The organism is Pseudomonas sp. KBS0710, from assembly GCF_005938045.2.
GTDB lineage: Bacteria > Pseudomonadota > Gammaproteobacteria > Pseudomonadales > Pseudomonadaceae > Aquipseudomonas.
In genome coordinates this window covers 1,069,891-1,089,055 of record NZ_VCCF02000001.1, presented here as the reverse complement: position 1 = coordinate 1,089,055, position 19,165 = coordinate 1,069,891, and the positions used below count along the sequence as shown (strand labels likewise).

General features: G+C 59.0%; 18 protein-coding genes and 1 pseudogene. 13 read left to right on the top strand and 6 right to left on the bottom strand.

What is annotated here, in order from left to right; genetic code table 11:
- Window positions 1–2: 2 nt before the first annotated feature.
- Genes rfbD through FFI16_RS05150 form a run of 3 tightly spaced genes read right to left on the bottom strand, consistent with a single transcriptional unit; the run spans window position 3 to window position 2,945 of the window.
- Window positions 3–899: a dTDP-4-dehydrorhamnose reductase gene (rfbD, locus tag FFI16_RS05160; protein WP_138814400.1), complete on the bottom strand. Its 897-nt coding sequence runs from the start codon at window positions 897–899 to the stop codon at window positions 3–5.
- Window positions 896–1,966: a dTDP-glucose 4,6-dehydratase gene (gene rfbB / locus FFI16_RS05155; protein WP_138814399.1), complete on the bottom strand. Its 1,071-nt coding sequence runs from the start codon at window positions 1,964–1,966 to the stop codon at window positions 896–898. Before rfbB ends, rfbD begins: the two co-directional genes overlap by 4 nt.
- Window positions 1,967–1,970: 4 nt before the next feature.
- Window positions 1,971–2,945, bottom strand: coding sequence for a glycosyltransferase family 2 protein (locus FFI16_RS05150; protein WP_138814398.1), 975 nt, complete (start codon window positions 2,943–2,945; stop codon window positions 1,971–1,973).
- 578 nt (window positions 2,946–3,523) lie between these two features.
- Here FFI16_RS05150 and FFI16_RS05145 point away from each other — a divergent pair.
- On the top strand, window positions 3,524–4,927 hold the full coding sequence (locus FFI16_RS05145) for an FAD/NAD(P)-binding protein (RefSeq protein WP_138814397.1): 1,404 nt from the start codon (window positions 3,524–3,526) through the stop codon (window positions 4,925–4,927).
- Window positions 4,928–4,993: 66 nt separating this feature from the next.
- Here FFI16_RS05145 and FFI16_RS05140 read toward each other — a convergent pair whose 3' ends face one another.
- Window positions 4,994–5,854, bottom strand: a complete 861-nt coding sequence (locus tag FFI16_RS05140) for a DMT family transporter (RefSeq protein WP_138814396.1) — start codon at window positions 5,852–5,854, stop codon at window positions 4,994–4,996.
- A gap of 421 nt (window positions 5,855–6,275) precedes the next feature.
- Between FFI16_RS05140 and FFI16_RS05135 the strand changes: the two genes are divergently transcribed.
- Window positions 6,276–7,067, top strand: a complete 792-nt coding sequence (locus tag FFI16_RS05135; RefSeq protein ID WP_138814395.1) for a CPBP family intramembrane glutamic endopeptidase — start codon at window positions 6,276–6,278, stop codon at window positions 7,065–7,067.
- Between the two features lie 73 nt (window positions 7,068–7,140).
- Window positions 7,141–8,706 carry a PAS domain-containing methyl-accepting chemotaxis protein gene (locus tag FFI16_RS05130; protein WP_138814394.1) on the top strand — a complete coding sequence of 522 codons (1,566 nt, stop codon included), beginning with the start codon at window positions 7,141–7,143 and terminating at the stop codon, window positions 8,704–8,706.
- A 78-nt stretch (window positions 8,707–8,784) separates the two neighbouring features.
- On the opposite strand, the gene FFI16_RS05125 is transcribed toward FFI16_RS05130, so the two are convergent.
- Entirely contained in the window at window positions 8,785–9,477 is a 693-nt protein-coding gene (locus tag FFI16_RS05125; protein ID WP_138814393.1) for an alpha/beta family hydrolase, read from the bottom strand.
- Between the two features lie 79 nt (window positions 9,478–9,556).
- On the opposite strand from FFI16_RS05125, the gene ccoN (FFI16_RS05120) reads away from it, so the two are divergent.
- The 8 genes from ccoN (FFI16_RS05120) (at window position 9,557) to ccoP (FFI16_RS05085) (ending at window position 16,314) form a co-directional block, all read left to right on the top strand.
- Window positions 9,557–10,981 (top strand): cytochrome-c oxidase, cbb3-type subunit I, encoded by a 1,425-nt coding sequence (gene ccoN / locus FFI16_RS05120; protein ID WP_138814392.1) that lies wholly within the window; start codon window positions 9,557–9,559, stop codon window positions 10,979–10,981.
- A 10-nt stretch (window positions 10,982–10,991) separates the two neighbouring features.
- Window positions 10,992–11,600 carry a cytochrome-c oxidase, cbb3-type subunit II gene (gene ccoO, locus FFI16_RS05115; protein WP_138814391.1) on the top strand — a complete coding sequence of 203 codons (609 nt, stop codon included), beginning with the start codon at window positions 10,992–10,994 and terminating at the stop codon, window positions 11,598–11,600.
- A 3-nt stretch (window positions 11,601–11,603) separates the two neighbouring features.
- A complete protein-coding gene (locus FFI16_RS05110; RefSeq protein WP_138814390.1) occupies window positions 11,604–11,804 on the top strand; it encodes a cbb3-type cytochrome c oxidase subunit 3 in 201 nt (66 codons plus the stop codon).
- Window positions 11,801–12,748 carry a cytochrome-c oxidase, cbb3-type subunit III gene (ccoP, locus tag FFI16_RS05105; RefSeq protein WP_138814389.1) on the top strand — a complete coding sequence of 316 codons (948 nt, stop codon included), beginning with the start codon at window positions 11,801–11,803 and terminating at the stop codon, window positions 12,746–12,748. The genes FFI16_RS05110 and ccoP (FFI16_RS05105) overlap by 4 nt, the downstream gene beginning before the upstream one ends.
- 350 nt (window positions 12,749–13,098) lie before the next feature.
- A complete protein-coding gene (gene ccoN, locus FFI16_RS05100) occupies window positions 13,099–14,541 on the top strand; it encodes a cytochrome-c oxidase, cbb3-type subunit I (protein ID WP_138814388.1) in 1,443 nt (480 codons plus the stop codon).
- Window positions 14,541–15,149 carry a cytochrome-c oxidase, cbb3-type subunit II gene (gene ccoO, locus FFI16_RS05095; RefSeq protein ID WP_056861521.1) on the top strand — a complete coding sequence of 203 codons (609 nt, stop codon included), beginning with the start codon at window positions 14,541–14,543 and terminating at the stop codon, window positions 15,147–15,149. Before ccoN (FFI16_RS05100) ends, ccoO (FFI16_RS05095) begins: the two co-directional genes overlap by 1 nt.
- A gap of 5 nt (window positions 15,150–15,154) precedes the next feature.
- Window positions 15,155–15,340 (top strand): CcoQ/FixQ family Cbb3-type cytochrome c oxidase assembly chaperone, encoded by a 186-nt coding sequence (locus FFI16_RS05090; protein ID WP_005790274.1) that lies wholly within the window; start codon window positions 15,155–15,157, stop codon window positions 15,338–15,340.
- A complete protein-coding gene (gene ccoP / locus FFI16_RS05085) occupies window positions 15,337–16,314 on the top strand; it encodes a cytochrome-c oxidase, cbb3-type subunit III (RefSeq protein ID WP_138814387.1) in 978 nt (325 codons plus the stop codon). Before FFI16_RS05090 ends, ccoP (FFI16_RS05085) begins: the two co-directional genes overlap by 4 nt.
- 182 nt (window positions 16,315–16,496) lie before the next feature.
- Here ccoP (FFI16_RS05085) and FFI16_RS05080 read toward each other — a convergent pair whose 3' ends face one another.
- Window positions 16,497–16,994, bottom strand: a complete 498-nt coding sequence (locus tag FFI16_RS05080) for a hypothetical protein (RefSeq protein WP_138814386.1) — start codon at window positions 16,992–16,994, stop codon at window positions 16,497–16,499.
- 352 nt (window positions 16,995–17,346) lie between these two features.
- On the opposite strand from FFI16_RS05080, the pseudogene FFI16_RS05075 reads away from it, so the two are divergent.
- Both FFI16_RS05075 and ccoG read left to right on the top strand, forming a co-directional pair.
- A pseudogene (locus FFI16_RS05075) lies at window positions 17,347–17,532 on the top strand (PIN domain-containing protein); the annotation flags it as partial.
- A gap of 207 nt (window positions 17,533–17,739) precedes the next feature.
- A complete protein-coding gene (ccoG, locus tag FFI16_RS05070; RefSeq protein WP_138814384.1) occupies window positions 17,740–19,155 on the top strand; it encodes a cytochrome c oxidase accessory protein CcoG in 1,416 nt (471 codons plus the stop codon).
- Window positions 19,156–19,165 lie beyond the last annotated feature (10 nt).

The window sequence follows — 19,165 nt, the reverse complement described above, 5'->3', positions numbered from 1 at the left end:
GTTCATTTCTCTAGAATTTCTACGAGCATCCGTGCCACGCCGTCCTGCCATTGAGGCAAGCGCAGTGAGAAGGCATTCTGCAGTTTTTGAGTGTTGAGTCGGGAGTTGCCGGGGCGCTTGGCGGGCGTGGGGTACGCGGCGGTGGTGATCGCGCCTACGTTTGCCGGTTCGACCTTGAGCTGCACGCCGGCTGCTTGCGCTTGTTCGAGCACGAAGCGGGCATAACGGTGCCAGGTGGTCTCGCCCGCTGCTGCCAGGTGATAAACCCCGCTCAGTTGCGGGTTCACAGCGAGCGTGCGGATAGCGTGGGCGGTGATGTCGGCCAGCAGGTCGGCGCCGGTGGGCGTGCCAAACTGGTCGTCGATCACGTTCAGGCTGTCGCGCTCGCTGGCCAGGCGCAGCATGGTCTTGGCGAAGTTGTTACCGCGCGCGGCGTAGACCCAGCTGGTACGCAAGATCAGATGCGCGCAACCGCTGGCCTGGATGGCCTGTTCGCCTTGCAGCTTGGTCGAACCGTAGACGCTCAGCGGGCCGACCGGGTCGCTTTCCAGCCACGGCGTGTCGCCGGTGCCGGCAAACACGTAGTCGGTGGAATAGTGCACCAGCAACGCATTGAGCTTGAGCGCCTCGGCGGCCAGCACTGCCGGGGCTTCTGCGTTTACACGCAGGGCCTGGGCGGGCTCGCTTTCGGCCTTGTCGACGGCGGTGTAGGCAGCGGCGTTGACGATCACGTCAGGCGCAAAGCGCTGCACCGTCGCGGCCAAACCTTGCAGGTCGTTGAGGTCGCCGCAGTAGTCCTGGCTTTTGGAGTCGAGCGCAAGCACTTGGCCCAAAGGGGCCAAGCTGCGTTGGAGTTCCCATCCCACTTGGCCATTTTTGCCAAGCAGAAGGATCTTCATGCCGTACGCTCGGCGTAGTTCTTTTCAACCCACTCGCGGTACGAGCCGGATTGGATATTGCTGACCCAATCCTGGTTGTCCAAGTACCACTCGACGGTCTTGCGGATACCGGTTTCGAAGGTTTCAGCCGGCTTCCAGCCCAACTCACGCTCCAGTTTGCGCGCGTCGATGGCATAGCGGCGGTCATGGCCTGGGCGATCAGTCACGTAAGCGATCTGGTCGCTGTAAGGCTTGCCGTCCGCTTGAGGGCGCAGCTCGTCGAGCAACGCACACACGGTGTGGACGATATCCAGGTTCGGCTTCTCGTTCCAGCCACCGACGTTGTAAACCTCACCTACAGTGCCGGCTTCCAGTACACGACGGATGGCGCTGCAGTGGTCTTTCACGTACAGCCAGTCACGAATTTGCTGACCGTCGCCGTACACCGGCAGCGCTTTGCCGGCCAATGCGTTGACAATCATCAGCGGAATCAGTTTTTCCGGGAAATGGTAAGGACCATAGTTGTTCGAGCAGTTGGTCGTCAGCACCGGCAGACCATAGGTATGGTGATAGGCGCGGACCAGGTGATCGCTCGCGGCCTTGCTCGCCGAGTAAGGGCTGTTTGGCTCGTACTGGTGAGTTTCAGTAAACGCGGGGTCGTCCTTGGCCAGGGAGCCATAGACTTCGTCAGTCGACACGTGCAGGAAACGGAAGGACTGCTGCGCTTCGCCTTCCAGGCCTTTCCAGTAGGCACGTACCGCTTCCAGCAGACGGAAAGTACCGACGACGTTAGTCTCGATAAAGTCTTCCGGGCCATGGATAGAACGGTCGACGTGCGACTCGGCAGCGAAGTTCAGGATCGCACGTGGCTGGTGCTCAGCGAGCAAGCGCTGGACCAGTTGGGTATCGGCGATATCGCCTTGGACGAACACATGGCGCTTGTCGCCCTCGAGCGAGCTGAGGTTCTCCAGGTTGCCGGCGTACGTCAGCTTATCCAGGTTAATGACCGGCTCATCTGTCTGAGCTACCCAGTCCAATACAAAGTTTGCACCGATAAAGCCAGCACCGCCGGTTACTAAGATAGTCATTGAGTCAGATCTTTTTCAGTAGTGTTGCAAAAATTAGCCCGAGGTTCCCCATGAACGTCTGCCGATATAAACCGGCGGACCAGAACCCCAGCACTCGTCTAAATAACGTTTGACTGCGTGCACCTTTAAAGCGCGCAAGCGTCGTTCGATGTTCTTCACAAAGACGATGCTCCATGGCTTCGAGGGCGCGAATATTCTGTTCGTTCCACTCGTAAAAACGTCCTTGAAAGATCATCCGCAGCCGAACCAGGCGCGCTGCCCAGCTGGAGTTGCTGCCAATCAGATTTTCATCATGCTGGCGGTACTGCATTCTAGGCTCGGGATCGTAGTGAACGATGCCTCCCGCGCCCGTAACGAGTTGATACGCCCACCAATCATGCGAAGGAACGACGACATCCGCGCCCGCCTCCATGATCAGCCTGCGAGCGGCCTGGTTGAACACCATGGTATTGCCGCCCGCAATGCTCTGAACGAGCGCGTTCGAGAAGTGCGGAGGCAAGGAAAAGCGCGGTGAAAACCCAAGTGCATCACCGGAGTCACTGACCAGCTGCGTGCGGCCACAGTAAAGCGCCGGCACATCCGAAGGCTGGCTCTGCAGCCACTCAACGGCCACCTGCAGTTTCTCGTCGTTCCAGATGTCGTCCTGATCACACCAGGCAAAATAATCTGCCTGGATATCGGCGCGACACGTCAACGAAAGGAAGTTGGCAACGAAGCCCTTTTGCGGGCCGCGCACCACGCTTAACCGGTCGCTGCCCCAGCGATTGCAGTACTGCTGAAAGATCGCCGACGAGCCATCTTTGGAGCCGTCATCCGAAATGACTAAGGTCCAGCCACGGTAGCTCTGCCGCTCAATGGAGTCGAGCTGGTCCGCAAGGAACGCTTCGCCATTGTACGAGCACATCAAAACCGCAACGTTTGCAAGGCAAACATCGTTGGGCAGAGCATTGGAAAGGCTACGCGATGTGAAAATAGACACAATATCCCTTTCAGATGTACTACATATCCTGCAGGGAGGTAGGATATAGGCCGCAATAAGGTCGGAATTATTACAGTATTGGCCTGTAAGAGCAATCTTACTTGTGACCGACGGTCAAGCATGGTGAACCGGTCAAAACGCTCTACGCTGGGGCCTTGCACCTCCAGCGTGCCACTTGCATTTTTACCTTGGTGGTCGCCGGCTTGATGCCGGCCGGGGACAACAGCGGCAAGCCCAAGTTCCAACGCATTCAACTAGCCAGACGAACGACCACGCACCGTTCTGCGCGCAGCACTCCACGCACCGCCCAACTCACTGCGCGGTCATTACCGCGAAAGGTATAGTTCATATTCAGTTATGATGCGTCGACAACTCAACAATGAGAACATACTGATCTATATCAACGCACGTTGAATAGGGGCAGTTATGTACTGGATGACGAACCCGAACCACTTCAATATCGCGCTCTTAACAACCTTTCGGTCGACGCCACGACACACTTACCGGCTCTCATCCAAAAAGAGCAACGAAACTACTTTGTCAAATGAAATATAAGCAGCGTTGAAACTGGAGCTGGAATGACTACCAAGACCCTCGCGATTATCGGCGCAGGCTTCTGCGGTTCGACGCTGGCCGTGCATTTGCTCCGCCACCCGCCGGTCACACCGCTGAAAATCCTGCTGATCAGCCGGCCAGGCAGCATGGCTCGGGGCGTGGCCTACAGCACACAGGCCCGCGCACATGTGCTGAATGTACCGGCTGGCCGAATGAATGCCCTGGCTGGTGAAGACGATAGTTTTTATGACTATGTAAAACGCACCCACCCCAACGCCACTCCCGCACTCTTTGCCGAGCGGCGCCTTTACGGCGATTACTTGCAGGCACTGCTTCAACAGGCATCCGACAACACGGCGCCAGGCTGTGAAGTGCAGGAGGTTATTGGGGAAGTGGTCAAGATAATCCCTCAGCCAAATGCTCAGGGCGGCCTGCTGTTAATGGATAACGGCGAACATTTTCGCGCCGACACCATCGTTTTGAGCATTGGCAGTTGCGCACGCCAGGCGCCTCCCATTGCCGACGAATATCGACCGTTCTACGAAAGCCCAGGCTACGTACACGACCCATGGCAACCTGGCGCACTCGATGGTATCGGTACAAACGACCCGGTCTTTCTGATCGGAAGCGGGCTGACAATGCTGGACGTGGTACTCGACCTGCGCGACCGCGGGCATACCGGCTCTATTCAAGCCGTGTCGCGCCGCGGCCTGCTGCCACAACCGCACCGCGAATTGAACGCGCACCCCGACTACGACGAAGGGCTGGCACAGCACATGCTCAGCGATTGCACGGTGCGCCACTATGTACGCGCGGTACGTGATGCCATTCGCCAGCATGCGCAAGCCGGCGGAGACTGGCGAGATATCATCGGCGGGTTGAGATCTGCCACCCAGCAACTGTGGCACGCCTTACCACTTGATGAACGCCTGCGTTTCCTGCGACATGTACGCCCTTACTGGGATGCCCATCGCCATCGTTGCGCCCCGCAACCGGGGGCACGCATGCAGGCGGAGCTGGCCAGTGGCAAACTCAAGCTTATGGCCGGCCGCATCGTTGGCTACACCTCGAATCCTGGCAGCGTGAGCGTTTGCGTACGTCGTCGCGGCACCCGCATCGAGGAACAGCTGGAAGTCAAAGCGGTGATCAATTGCACGACGCCAGCACTGGACCTGCGCCAATTGGACGACCCGCTGCTCAAGTCCCTGCGCTCTGAAGGCCTGCTGGTGCCTGACGCACTCGGAACCGGCATGGCTATCGCACCCTCGGGCGCACTGCTTGATTGCAACGCAGTACCGTCAGACTGGCTGTATTACGTCGGCCCCTTTCTGCAGGCGCGTGACTGGGAGGCCACCGCCGTCCCGGAACTGCGCGAATACGTGAAAGCCATGGCGCAGACCCTGGCCACGGCCCTCAGCCGAGCATGAGGCGCACGCTGGCGGGGCTCGTCTTGGCGAGCCCCGCCAGCGCCGACGCATAGATCAGCGCCGGACTCAGTGCCGACGAAACACAAACACCAAGCCGACAATGATCAACCCCATCCCCAGCACGCTCAACAGCGCAAGCCGATTGCCAAAGATCAGGTAATCCATCACCGCCGTTACCGCCGGCACCAGGTAAAACAGGCTGGTGACATTCACCAGATTGCCACGCGCGATCAGTCGATACAGCAGCAACGTCGCCAGCAACGACACCACCAACCCCATCCACAGCACCGGCAGGTAAAAGCTGGCGCTTTGCTCAAAGTGGAACGGCTGGAATGGCACAAACACCGCGCACAGCAGCAGCCCGGCCACGTACTGCACCGGCAGCGTGCCCAGCGGGTTGTCGGTGATACGTTTTTGCATGATCGAACCCAGCGTCATGCTGGCCAGCGCCAGCAAGCCGAACAGCATCCCGGCCAGGGACATACCCGACAGCCCGATGCCCTGATAGACCACCATGATCAACCCCGCCAACCCCAGCCCAAGGCCGAACAACCGGCTTAACGAGCGCTGACGCTCCATCAGCACCACGGTGAGGATCGGCTGCAACCCCATGATGGTGGCCATCATCCCTGGTGTGACTTTGAGGTCCAGGGCCAGCAGATAGAAAATCTGATACGCGCCCAACAACACCAGGCCGGTCGCCGCCGCGTACAGCATGGGTTTGCCGGTGCGCGGCAGTTTCAGCTTGAGGATTGGCACCAGGATCACCAGGCCCGCCAGGGCGATGGCAAAACGGATTAGCAAGAAGGCAAAGGGCGAAGCATGGGCCAGGCCCCACTTGGAGAAAATCGCCCCGCTGCTCCACAGCAGGACAAACAGGCTCGTCGAGGCCGCCGCGGCCACGGATTGTTTCGATAAAACAGACATGGTTACCACCTGTTATCAGGCAAAAAAAGCCGATTCAGCTGACGCTGAGATCCAATAGGTTTTTTTCAGGCGGGCAGACGGGAACAGCGTTTCGCTGATCAGCCCGTAATGCCAACACCCGGCGGTGATACGACTGCGTACACCGGCGTGCTACTGACAGGTGGGGGATAGTGACTGATCTGCGCAGGCTGCTTGTTCCCACACGGCACGACCACAGCGTTGACCGCTGAATCGACTACCGCTATGCGCTGGGAAGCTGGCATGTGCTGATCTTTTTGAAAGGATTGGGACCGACGAACTATAACCAGCCGCCAACCGGTTTTGCAATCACTTCACCCCAGCGTTTTGCGTGGAAGAGTTTTCATGCCTGCAACGAAAACCGGTCGTTATAATGCCGGCCAGTTTTTTTCAAGGATTTCACATGATTGCTCTGCCCTGGCTGTACCTGGTGCTTCTTTCCATTGGCTATGTACTGGCCTTGACCTACGGGCAATTGGGCATGCTGGCGGCGGTCTCCGTGGTCTTGCTGCTGATCGCGGGTTACGCCGTTCGCCAGCAACGCAACCCGTGGGCGCGTTACCTCGGGCACGGCTTGTTTATCGTGCTGGCGCTGGGCCTGGCGATGCATTGGTTGCCAGGGTTCTACAACGGCCGTGGCATCGCACCTCAACGCTTTACGCCTGATTCGGTGCCCTTCTCGATGTACCTCAACCAGGACAAACCGTTGATCGGCTTCTGGCTGCTGCTGGCCTGCCCCTGGATCGTGGCACGCAGGTCCTTGCGCCTATCGATCTGCGTCACGGCGCTGGCGTTGACCCTGACGGCCGTGGCAGCGCTGGGTGGCGCAGCCTTGCTGGGGATGATCAGTTGGGCACCGAAATGGCCGGAACAGGCGTGGCTGTGGGTATTGAACAACCTGCTGCTGGTGACCCTGGTTGAAGAGGCGCTGTTTCGTGGCTACATCCAGGGCGGCCTGAGCGAGCGCTTCAAACACCTGCCCTACGGTGAGAATGTGGCACTGCTGCTGGCCTCGCTGTTGTTTGGTTTGGTACACCTGGGCGCAGGTTGGCATTGGGTATTGCTGGCCAGCATCGCCGGGGTTGGCTACGGCCTGGCGTATCGCTTTGGTGGGTTGGGCGCTGCAATCGCCACGCACTTCGGGCTGAACCTGCTTCACTTTGGGCTGTTTACCTACCCGATGCTGGCCGGCTGATTATTGCAAAAATAAGTTAAATAAAAGCCCGTAAGCGCCGATAACCCCTGAAAGCCTTGCGGATTGAACAACCATGCGTAATAACCAACCCGTTACCCAGCGCGAACGTACCTTCCCCGCTCAGCAACGGTTGATCTCCACCACAGACGCCAAAGGCGTGATTACCTACTGCAACGACGCTTTTGTCGAAATCAGTGGGTTCACCCGCGACGAACTGGTCCGAGCACCGCACAACCTGGTGCGTCACCCGGATGTACCGCCTGCGGTGTTCGCGCACATGTGGTCCACGCTCAAACAAGGCTTGCCATGGATGGGCATCGTCAAGAACCGCTGCAAGACCGGCGACCACTACTGGGTTAACGCCTATGTGACGCCGGTCTTCGATGGCAACCAGGTGATCGGTTACGAATCGGTGCGCATCAAGCCCACCGCCGAGCAGATCCGCCGGGCCGAAGCGCTCTATCAGCGCATCAACCAGGGCAAGTCGGCCGTACCGCAGCGCGACAAGTGGCTGCCGGTGTTGCAGGACTGGCTGCCGTTTATCCTGGTCAGCCAACTGAGCTTCATGATCGGTGCATCGCTTAATTCCCACTGGGGTTTTGCCCTGGCGGCGGGTTTGTCGGTGCCACTGGGTCTGTTGGGGCTGAGCTGGCAGCAGCGCGGCCTCAAGCGCTTGCTGCGTTTGGCTGAGCAGACCACGTCTGACCCGCTGATCGCGCAGATGTACACCGACAGCCGTGGCGCGCAGGCGCGGCTGGAGATGTCGATTCTCAGCCAGGAAGCGCGTCTGAAGACCTGTCTGACACGTTTGCAGGACACGGCTGAACACCTGAACGACCAAGCGGCGCAGTCCAACACCTTGGCGCATAACAGCTCCAGCGGCCTGGAACGCCAGCGTGTAGAAACCGAACAGGTGGCCACGGCGGTCAACCAGATGGCCGCGACCACCCAAGAAGTCGCCAGCCATGTACAGCGCACGGCGGATGCTACCCAGGAAGCCAACCGCCTGACCGGTCGCGGCCGCGACATCGCCGGGGAAACCCGCGAAGCGATCCAGCGTCTGTCGGTGGCCGTGGGCGAGACGGGTGCAACCGTCACTCAACTGGCCAAGGACAGCGACGAAATCGGCGGCGTGGTCGATGTGATCAAAGGCATTGCCGACCAGACCAACCTGCTGGCACTGAACGCCGCCATCGAAGCGGCGCGTGCCGGTGAGATGGGCCGAGGTTTCGCGGTGGTGGCTGACGAAGTTCGCCAGCTGGCGCAGCGCACGGCGGAGTCCACCGGTCAGATCCATACGCTGATCGCCAAGCTGCAACACACCGCAGCGGCAGCCGTGCAGACCATGGACGCCGGGCATCGCCAGGCCGAAGAAGGTGTGGCGCGGGTAATGGAGGCGGATCAGGCGCTGGTGGGCATCAGTGAGGCGGTGGCCAATATCACCGACATGACCACGCAGATTGCAGCCGCGACCGAAGAACAGAGCGCAGTGGCCGAAGAGATCAGCCGTAACATCAGCACGATTGCGCTGTTGGCGGATCAGACCTCGGAACAGGCCATGAACTCGGCGCAGTTGAGTGAAGAGCTGACGCATACGGCCAATACCCAGTATTCGCTGGTAGAGCGCTTTAACCGGTAAATCGCTATCGCAGGCAAGCCAGCTCCCACACTTGGAATGCATTCCAAATGTGGGAGCTGGCTTGCCTGCGATGAGGCCCTAAAGGCTAGCAAGAAAGTTTGAAACCTTCACCGCCGCCGCCTCCAAATGCTGCTCATGACTAAACCCCGAAGCCTTCAACGGCTTCAAATCATGATCCCCCGCCACCAACCACATCACCTCGATACTCGGCGATAAGTCATACCCTTCCACCGCCGCCCGATTGCCCAGCGCATCACGCTCGCCCTGCACAATCAACGTCGGCGTCTTCAGCCCGGCCAGATGCTCGACTCGAGGCTTCTGCGGTTTGCCCACCGCATAAAACGGATAGCCCAGGCACACCAACCCATCCGCACCCAGTTCATCCGCCAGCAAGCTGGCCATGCGCCCGCCCATGGACTTGCCGCCAACCGCCAATTTCCCAGCGACATGACGTCGCACCTCGGCGTACACCTCACGCCAGCATTCGAGCAGTTTCGGCGCCGGGTTCGGCGGGCGTTTACCGCCGTCGACGCGGCGTTGAGCCATGTACGGGAACTCGAAGCGCAACACGTTCACGCCATGCCCGGCAAGGCGTGCAGCCATGTCGTTCATGAAAGTTGAGTCCATCGGGGCGCCAGCGCCGTGGGCCAGGATCAGCGTCACAGGTATACGTGCGCCAGCCACGGTCGCTGCATCCCACAACCAGCCGCGCTCGCGCACACACTGCGCCCATTGATCCCCGTCAATACTGGCCTTGTGCTCTTTGCCCATGCTTGCCTCGCTTTTTAGTCTGCCTATAACTCCAGCCCAAGTGCCGCATTTGCTTGGGTTGAACCGTGGATGGGGAACCATGAACACTACTTTAAGTACCGCCTATAACTACAAGGTGGTCCGCCAATTCGCCATTATGACGGTGGTGTGGGGCATCGTCGGCATGGGGCTCGGGGTTTTTCTCGCCGCCCAATTGGTATGGCCTGCGCTCAATTTCGATTTGCCCTGGACCAGCTTCGGCCGTTTGCGCCCGCTGCACACCAACGCGGTGATCTTTGCCTTTGGTGGCTGCGCACTGTTCGCCAGCTCGTTTTACTCGGTGCAACGCACCTGTCAAACCCAACTGTTCGCGCCGAAAATTGCCGCGTTCTGCTTCTGGGGCTGGCAGCTTGTGATTGTACTGGCCGCTATCAGCCTGCCACTGGGCTACACCACCTCCAAGGAGTACGCCGAGCTGGAATGGCCGATCGCCATTCTTATCGCCGTCGTCTGGGTTGCCTACGGTGTGGTGTTCTTCGGCACCGTGATGAAGCGCAAAACCAAGCACATCTATGTCGGCAACTGGTTCTTCGGTGCGTTCATCATCACCGTGGCCATTCTGCATATCGTTAACCACGCGTCCTTGCCAGTCAGCTGGACCAAGTCCTATTCGGCCTACGGCGGTGCGACGGATGCGATGGTGCAGTGGTGGTACGGGCACAACGCGGTAGGCTTTTTCCTCACCGCAGGCTTTCTGGGGATGATGTATTACTTCGTGCCCAAGCAGGCCGAGCGTCCGGTGTATTCCTATCGTTTGTCCATCGTGCACTTCTGGGCGCTGATCACCCTCTACATCTGGGCAGGTCCCCACCACTTGCACTACACCGCGCTTCCGGACTGGGCACAGTCGCTGGGCATGGTGATGTCGCTGGTCCTGCTGGCACCGAGCTGGGGCGGGATGATCAACGGCATGATGACCCTCTCGGGCGCCTGGCATAAATTGCGCAGCGATCCGATTTTGCGCTTCCTGGTGGTGTCCCTGGCCTTCTACGGCATGTCGACCTTCGAAGGGCCGATGATGGCCATCAAGACCGTCAACGCCCTCTCCCACTACACCGACTGGACCATCGGCCACGTACACGCCGGCGCCCTCGGTTGGGTCGCGATGATTTCCATCGGCGCGCTGTACCACATGATCCCGAAAGTCTTCGGCCGCGAGCAGATGTACAGCCTCGGTCTGATCAACGCGCACTTCTGGCTGGCCACCATCGGCACCGTGCTCTACATCGCCTCGATGTGGGTCAACGGCATCGCCCAGGGCCTGATGTGGCGTGCAGTCAACGAAGACGGCACCTTGACCTACTCCTTCGTCGAAACCCTGGTGGCCAGCCACCCTGGCTTCATCGTGCGGCTGGTGGGCGGTGCGATCTTCCTCAGCGGCATGTTGCTGATGGCTTACAACACCTGGCGCACCGTGCGTTCGGCGCAACCCGTCGAAGCCACTGCCACTGCGCAGCTGGCCTGAGGAGTCGATGATGAAACACGAAACGATTGAAAAAAACGTCGGCCTGTTGATGCTGCTCATGGTGCTTGCCGTGAGCATCGGCGGCTTGACCCAGATCGTCCCGCTGTTCTTCCAGGACGTCACCAACAAACCAGTGGAAGGCATGAAGCCCTACACCGCGCTGCAGCTGGAAGGCCGCGATATCTACATTCGCGAAGGCTGTGTGCAGTGCCACTCGCAGATGATCCGCCCGTTCCGCGCCGAAACCGAACGCTACGGTCACTACTCGGTCGCGGGCGAAAGCGTGTGGGACCACCCGTTCCTGTGGGGCTCCAAGCGCACCGGGCCGGACCTGGCACGCGTCGGCGCACGCTACTCGGACGACTGGCACCGCGCGCACTTGTACAACCCGCGCAACGTGGTGCCGGAATCGAAAATGCCGGCCTACCCGTGGCTGGTCACCGCGCCGGTCGACAGCAGCCACATCGAGACCAAGTTGAAAGTGATGCGCACCCTCGGCGTGCCGTACACCGACGACGACATCAGTGGCGCCGTCGCCAGCCTCAAGGGCAAGACCGAGATGGACGCGCTGGTTTCATACCTGCAAGTGCTCGGCACTGCCATCAAGAGCAAGAGGTGAGCCATGGGATTTGAATTCGATGCGGGCACCATCCGCGGCCTTGGCACGCTGGTGGTCGCCATCGCCTTTATCGGCCTGTCGCTGTGGGTGTTCAACAACCGGCGCAATGCGGACTTCGAGCAGGCCCGCCTGCTGCCGTTTGCCGATGAACCCTCCCCACCCGACGCTCAAGAAGAGCCTGCAACAAGGAGCACCCAGCCATGACTACCTTTTGGAGTACATGGATCTGCGTATTGACCCTCGGCAGCCTGATCGGGCTGACTTGGCTGTTGGTCGGCACCCGCAAAGGCGAGACCAAAGGCAGCGTGGACCAGACCATGGGCCACGCCTTCGACGGTATCGAGGAATACGACAACCCGCTGCCCCAGTGGTGGTTCATGCTATTCGCCGGCACCCTGGTGTTTGCGGTCGGCTACCTGATCCTCTACCCGGGCCTGGGCAACTGGAAAGGCGTGTTGCCGGGTTATGAAGACGGCTGGACCCAGACCAAGGAATGGGACAAGGAAATGGCCAAGGCTGATGCCAAGTTCGGGCCGATCTTCGCCAAATTCTCGGCCATGCCGGTGGAAGAAGTGGCCAAAGACCCGCAGGCGCTGAAGATGGGCGGGCGCCTGTTCGCGTCCAATTGCGCGGTGTGCCACGGTTCGGACGCCAAGGGCGCGTATGGTTTCCCGAACCTGGCGGACAACCTCTGGCGCTGGGGCGGCTCGGCTGAAGCGATCAAGGCCACGATCATGAGCGGACGCCATGCGGCGATGCCGGCCTGGGGTGAAATCCTCGGTGAGGACGGCGTAAAGAATGTCGCCGCTTATGTGCGTCATGATTTGGCCAAGCTGCCCTTGCCGGCCGACAACACGGCCGACCTGGTGGCCGGCCAAGCCGCGTTCAATACCACCTGCGTGGCGTGCCACGGCCCACAAGGCCACGGCATGGAAGCCATGGGCGCGCCGAACCTGACCGAACCCGCCGGCTTCATCTACGGCACCAGCCTGGCGCAGTTGCAGCAGACCATCCGCCACGGTCGCCAGGGCCAGATGCCGGCCCAGGAGGTACTGCAAGGCAATGACAAGGTGCACCTGCTGGCGGCCTATGTGTACAGCTTGTCCCATACGGCTGATGGCGCAACGCCAGAAAGCCAGGCCGAGTAATCACCGACTGCCGCCCCAAGATGGGGCGGCAGCTCATTGTTTTTAAGCGACCAAGTGTCGCACCCTTCTGAACACCAACTTTCCCCCCCCGCCATTCGGGTCTACGCTTGCTTGCACAGCGGACCGATTCCGGCACACGCAACGACTCCCGTTGCGACCCCGAAAATTTCTTGTCCACTCGATCAGCTTTCCATTTCCGATTTTGTCCCTACGCAAAACATGGAAAGGGCGCAGAATCTGGCTCGGAACGCATTGATACAGGTCAGTCATTGCGTTGCAATGGACCCTCGCTTTCTACATACTTGCGGCCGATTTTACCTATAAAAAAACCTAAACCGTGGAACCTTAGAATGAGCACAGCAATCAGTCCGACTGCTTATAACTATAAGGTCGTCCGCCAGTTCGCCATCATGACGGTGGTCTGGGGGATCCTTGGCATGGGGCTCGGGGTGTTTATCGCCTCGCAACTGGTGTGGCCGGAGTTGAATTTCGGCTTGCCATGGACGACCTTCGGCCGCCTGCGCCCGCTGCACACCAACCTGGTGATTTTCGCCTTCGGTGGTTGTGCGTTATTTGCCACTTCCTACTATGTCGTGCAGCGCACCTGCCAGACGCGACTGATCTCCGATGGCCTCGCCGCCTTCACCTTCTGGGGCTGGCAAGCCGTGATCCTCGGCGCCATCATCACCCTGCCGCTGGGCTACACCACCACCAAGGAATACGCCGAGCTGGAATGGCCGATCGCGATTTTGCTCGCCATCGTCTGGGTGACCTATGCCGTGGTGTTCTTTGGCACCATCGTCAAGCGCAAGACCAAGCACATCTATGTGGGCAACTGGTTCTACGGTGCCTTCATCCTGGTGACGGCGATGCTGCACATCGTCAACCACGCCTCCTTGCCGGTGAGCTGGTTCAAGTCCTACTCGGCCTATGCCGGGGCAACCGACGCAATGATCCAATGGTGGTACGGCCACAACGCCGTAGGGTTCTTCCTCACCACCGGTTTCCTGGGGATGATGTACTACTTCGTGCCCAAGCAGGCCGAACGCCCGATCTACTCGTATCGCCTGTCCATCGTGCACTTCTGGGCACTGATCACCCTGTACATCTGGGCCGGTCCCCACCACCTGCACTACACCGCGTTGCCGGACTGGGCGCAGTCGTTGGGCATGGCCATGTCGATCATCCTGCTGGCGCCCAGCTGGGGCGGCATGATCAACGGCATGATGACGCTGTCAGGCGCATGGCATAAATTGCGCACCGACCCGATCCTGCGCTTTTTGGTGGTATCGCTGGCGTTCTACGGCATGTCGACCTTCGAAGGCCCGATGATGGCCATCAAGACGGTCAACTCGCTGTCCCACTACACCGACTGGACCATCGGCCACGTACACGCCGGCGCCCTCGGCTGGGTAGCGATGATCTCCATCGGCGCGCTGTACCACATGATCCCCAAACTGTTCGGCCGTGTGCAGATGCACAGTGTCGGGCTGATCAACGCGCACTTCTGGCTGGCCACCATCGGCACCGTGCTCTACATCGCCTCGATGTGGGTCAACGGCATCACCCAGGGCCTGATGTGGCGCGCCATCAACGATGACGGCACCCTCACCTACTCCTTCGTCGAAGCGCTGCAAGCCAGCCATCCGGGTTACATCGTGCGCGCCCTGGGCGGTGCATTCTTTGCCTCCGGCATGTTCCTGATGGCCTACAACGTCTGGCGCACCGTGCGTGCCTCCGACCCGGTAGAAGCCGAAGCCGCCGCCAAGATCGCCGTTGTGGGAGCTCACTGATGAAGCATGAAGTAGTCGAGAAGAATATCGGCCTGCTGGCCTTCTTCATGGTCATCGCCGTGAGCATCGGCGGCCTGACCCAGATCGTTCCGTTGTTTTTCCAGGACGTGACCAACAAGCCGGTCGAAGGCATGAAGCCGCGCACCGCCCTTGAAGTCGAGGGCCGTGACGTCTACATCGCCAACGGTTGTGTGGGTTGCCACTCGCAAATGATCCGTCCGTTCCGCGCCGAAACCGAACGCTACGGTCACTACTCGGTGGCCGGTGAAAGCGTGTGGGACCACCCGTTCCTGTGGGGTTCCAAACGTACCGGCCCGGACCTGGCCCGTGTCGGCGGACGCTACTCCGATGACTGGCAGCGCGCGCACCTGTACAACCCGCGCAACGTGGTGCCTGAGTCGAAAATGCCCGCTTACCCGTTCCTGGTGGAAAACAAGCTCGACGGCAAGGACACCGCCAAGAAGCTCGAAGTCTTGCGCACCTTGGGCGTGCCCTACACCGATGAAGACATCGCCGGTGCAGCCGCTGCCGTGAAGGGCAAGACCGAAATGGACGCATTGGTGGCCTACCTGCAAGGCCTTGGCACCATCATCAAAAGCAAACGGTGATCTTCATGGATATCGGGATGATTCGTGGCCTGGGCACCGTTGTGGTGATGGTGGCCTTTGTCGGCCTGGCGCTGTGGGTGTTCAGCCCGCGCCGCAAGTCGGAGTTTGACGACGCGACCATGCTGCCCTTTGCAGATGATCCCGAGGCCATCAAGCACGTCGAGCAAGCTTCTAGGAGTAACAAAGAATGACTACGTTCTGGAGTCTGTACGTCACAGTCCTCAGTCTGGGTACCATCTTCGCCCTGACCTGGCTGCTGCTGTCGACCCGCAAGGGCCAGCGCACCGAGCAAACGGACGAGACCGTCGGCCACTCGTTCGACGGCATCGAGGAGTACGACAACCCGCTGCCCAAATGGTGGTTCATGCTGTTTGTCGGCACCATCATCTTCGCCCTTGGCTACCTGGCGCTGTACCCCGGCCTTGGTAACTGGAAAGGCCTGTTGCCGGGCTACAACTACCTCGACAACGACAAGCAAACGCCCTTCGCCAACGGCCAGACCGGCTGGACCGGCGTACACGAATGGGAAAAGGAAATGGCCAAGTCGGACGCCAAGTTCGGCCCGATCTTTGCCAAATTCGCCGCGATGCCGATTGAGGAAGTCGCCAAAGACCCGCAAGCCTTGAAGATGGGTGGCCGCCTGTTCGCCTCCAACTGCTCGGTGTGCCACGGCTCCGACGCCAAGGGCGCCTACGGTTTTCCCAACCTGACCGACGCCGACTGGCGCTGGGGCGGCGAGCCGGCCACCATCAAGGAAACCATCATGAAAGGCCGTCACGCGGTGATGCCGGCCTGGGCCGAGGTCATTGGCGAACAAGGCGTAGCCGACGTGGCGGGCTTTGTGGTGACCAACCTCGATGGCCGCAAACTGCCGGAAGGCACCAAGGCCGACGTGGCCAACGGCGCGAAACTCTTCGCCGCCAACTGCGTGGCCTGCCACGGCCCGGCCGGTAAAGGCACACCAGCGATGGGCGCGCCCGATCTGACGCACCCGGGCGCATTCATCTACGGTTCGAGCTTTGCGCAACTGCAGCAGACCATTCGTTATGGCCGTCAGGGTCAGATGCCGGCGCAGGAGTTGCTGCAAGGCAACGACAAGGTGCACTTGCTGGCGGCGTATGTTTACAGCCTGTCCCATGGGGATAATACGACCGATACAAAGTAGAACTACCAAAAAAAAACCGCCGATGCCTATCGGCGGTTTTTTTGGCAGTTAACAACGATTGAATTCAACTCCATACCTGCAAGCATCAAAACAACAGCACCCTATTCGCTGCATGCACACTTATACATTCAACTGTTTTCCACACCCAAACTCATGGCAAAAAAAACCACGCATTTCCAGGATTAAAATTTAACACGCCTATAATATTCGCGTCGCATTTCAAGGAACGGAGCATAATGAGTATTCAGCGACTCTAAAATACGCTTATCAATTACCCCATCAAACCTTTCAACACCTCCAAACTCAAAATTTCGGCCCTCAAGCTGCTTCAAGAGACCTGGCATTATAAAAATCATTTTGGCCAACTCGACATTCTCTGCGGATACGCCAGGCGTACGTCCGCTGACAACGTCCTTCAGCGCCCGGACGGAAATGCGTCCAGGGAAATGGGGACATTCAAACACGCTAAAATTACGCAACAACCTACCCACCACCTCAGCCGTCACCACCCTTGAATCGTTAGACACTGTATTGCCAAAAAAAGACGGATGAGTGGCAAAACTCCTTAACTTCATTGCCTCAAGGGGAACCTTATGATCGGAAGAAAATGGCCGCACGCCTGGAAAAAATCCGAAACTACGCACCGTAGCCGGAACATAAACACCATGATTATTTATCATTCAACACCTCGAATAAATCCAACAAGAACGCCACAATCAGCGGGGGTAAAATTAGTTAAAAAACTCACTAAACAGTTCCAAAAAAACGGCGAAACATGTTAGCGAATTTATATCTTTTAAAGACTCAATAGCGGCATATGCCAACCACCCTATTACCTCTAAAATACACGAGGCTTTTTAGTTGGCGGGCTACCTATGCACTACCTCTACTACATTTAATGTTCACATAGCGCTGCGTTGGCCGTAGATGAGTCGATCGCTTAGCATGGGTTGCGAAATAACATCATCCAGCCTTTTATGCTTTCGGCCTGTGTGTCTCACCGCGTAATGACCGTTCGTGCTTCAGGCTTGTCGGATATTGCCGGTTGATGCCGCCGTTGCGCTGCGTTGCGCCCATCTGCATGTGCCGGACCAGGCCAACGAGAGTGACGCATTGATTGCCGCAACCGCTCTGGTGCATGGGCTCACCGTGGTGACGCGCAACGTCAGTGACTTCAAGCCCAGCGGTGTACCACTGATTAATCCATGGGACGAATGACCTGCTTAGCGGCAAAAACCGGCCATACTTCCCAAGTCAATTGATCCAGATCACGTACACCAACAATTGATTTCCCCCAACGCGACCAAAGGTCGCACCTGTTCAGCTGTACTAGAGGCGTATCATTACGCCACTGCAACACCCCCAATTTGACCCCGGTTGGCACGTACTGGCCGAGGCAAATCTCCACCGCCGTGGGATGCAATGATGAGCAACCAGATACCGGTACATGACGTTACCCCGCCTGCCAAAAACGCGAGCAACAGCGTCGACCTTTACGCTTCGCGAGAGAAAATCTACACCCGTGCCTTCACCGGCCTGTTCCGCAATTTGCGTATGCTCGGTGGCGCCGGTTTGTTCCTGCTCTACTTCGGCACCGTGTGGCTGAACTGGGGCGGCCACCAGGCGGTCTGGTGGAACCTGCCGGAACGTAAATTCTTCATTTTTGGCGCGACCTTCTGGCCCCAGGATTTCATCCTGCTCTCGGGCATTCTTATTGTTGCGGCCTTTGGCCTGTTCTTCATCACCGTGTACGCCGGGCGGGTGTGGTGCGGTTATACCTGCCCGCAAAGCGTATGGACGTGGATCTTCATGTGGTGCGAAAAGGTCACCGAAGGCGACCGCAACCAGCGCATCAAGCTCGACAAAGCACCGATGGGCGCCAACAAGTTCCTGCGCAAGTTCAGCAAGCACACGCTGTGGCTGTTGATCGGTTTTGCCACCGGCATGACCTTCGTCGGCTACTTCTCGCCCATCCGCGAACTGGTGTTCGACTTCTTTACTGGCCAGGCCGATGGCTGGTCGTATTTCTGGGTCGGTTTTTTCACCCTGGCCACCTACGGCAATGCCGGCTGGTTGCGCGAACAGGTGTGCATCTACATGTGCCCGTATGCGCGGTTCCAGAGCGTGATGTTCGACAAGGACACCCTGATCGTGTCCTACGACCCGCGCCGTGGCGAAGTGCGTGGCCCACGTAAAAAGGGCATCGACTACAAGGCTCAGGGCCTGGGCGATTGCATCGATTGCACGATGTGCGTGCAGGTGTGCCCCACTGGCATCGACATCCGTGACGGCCTGCAAATCGAGTGCATCGGCTGCGCCGCCTGTATTGACGCCTGCGACAACATCATGGACAAGATGGACTACCCACGCGGCCTGATCAGCTACACCACCGAGCACAACCTGTCCGGGCAGAAAACCCATAAGCTGCGCCCGCGCCTGATAGGTTATGCCTTGGTGCTGCTGGCGATGATCGGCCTGTTGGCGGGCGCATTTTTCATGCGCTCGCTGGTGGGCTTCGACGTCAGCAAAGACCGCGTGCTCTACCGCGAAAACGCCGAAGGGCGCATCGAAAACGTCTACAGCCTGAAGATCATGAACAAGGACCAGCGCGACCACACCTACGTGCTCGACGCCTCGGGCCTGCCCGACCTCAAGCTGCAAGGCCGGCGCGAGATCAAGGTCGCCGCCGGGGACATCTTCACGATGCCGGTAGAGCTGTCCAGCGCCCCCGAGCAACTGCCATCGAGCACCAACGAGGTGAAATTCATCCTCAGGGATGCCGATGACGACAGCGTCCACATTGAAGCCAAGAGCCGATTCATCGGCCCACAAGTCCGCTAATTAAAAGAGA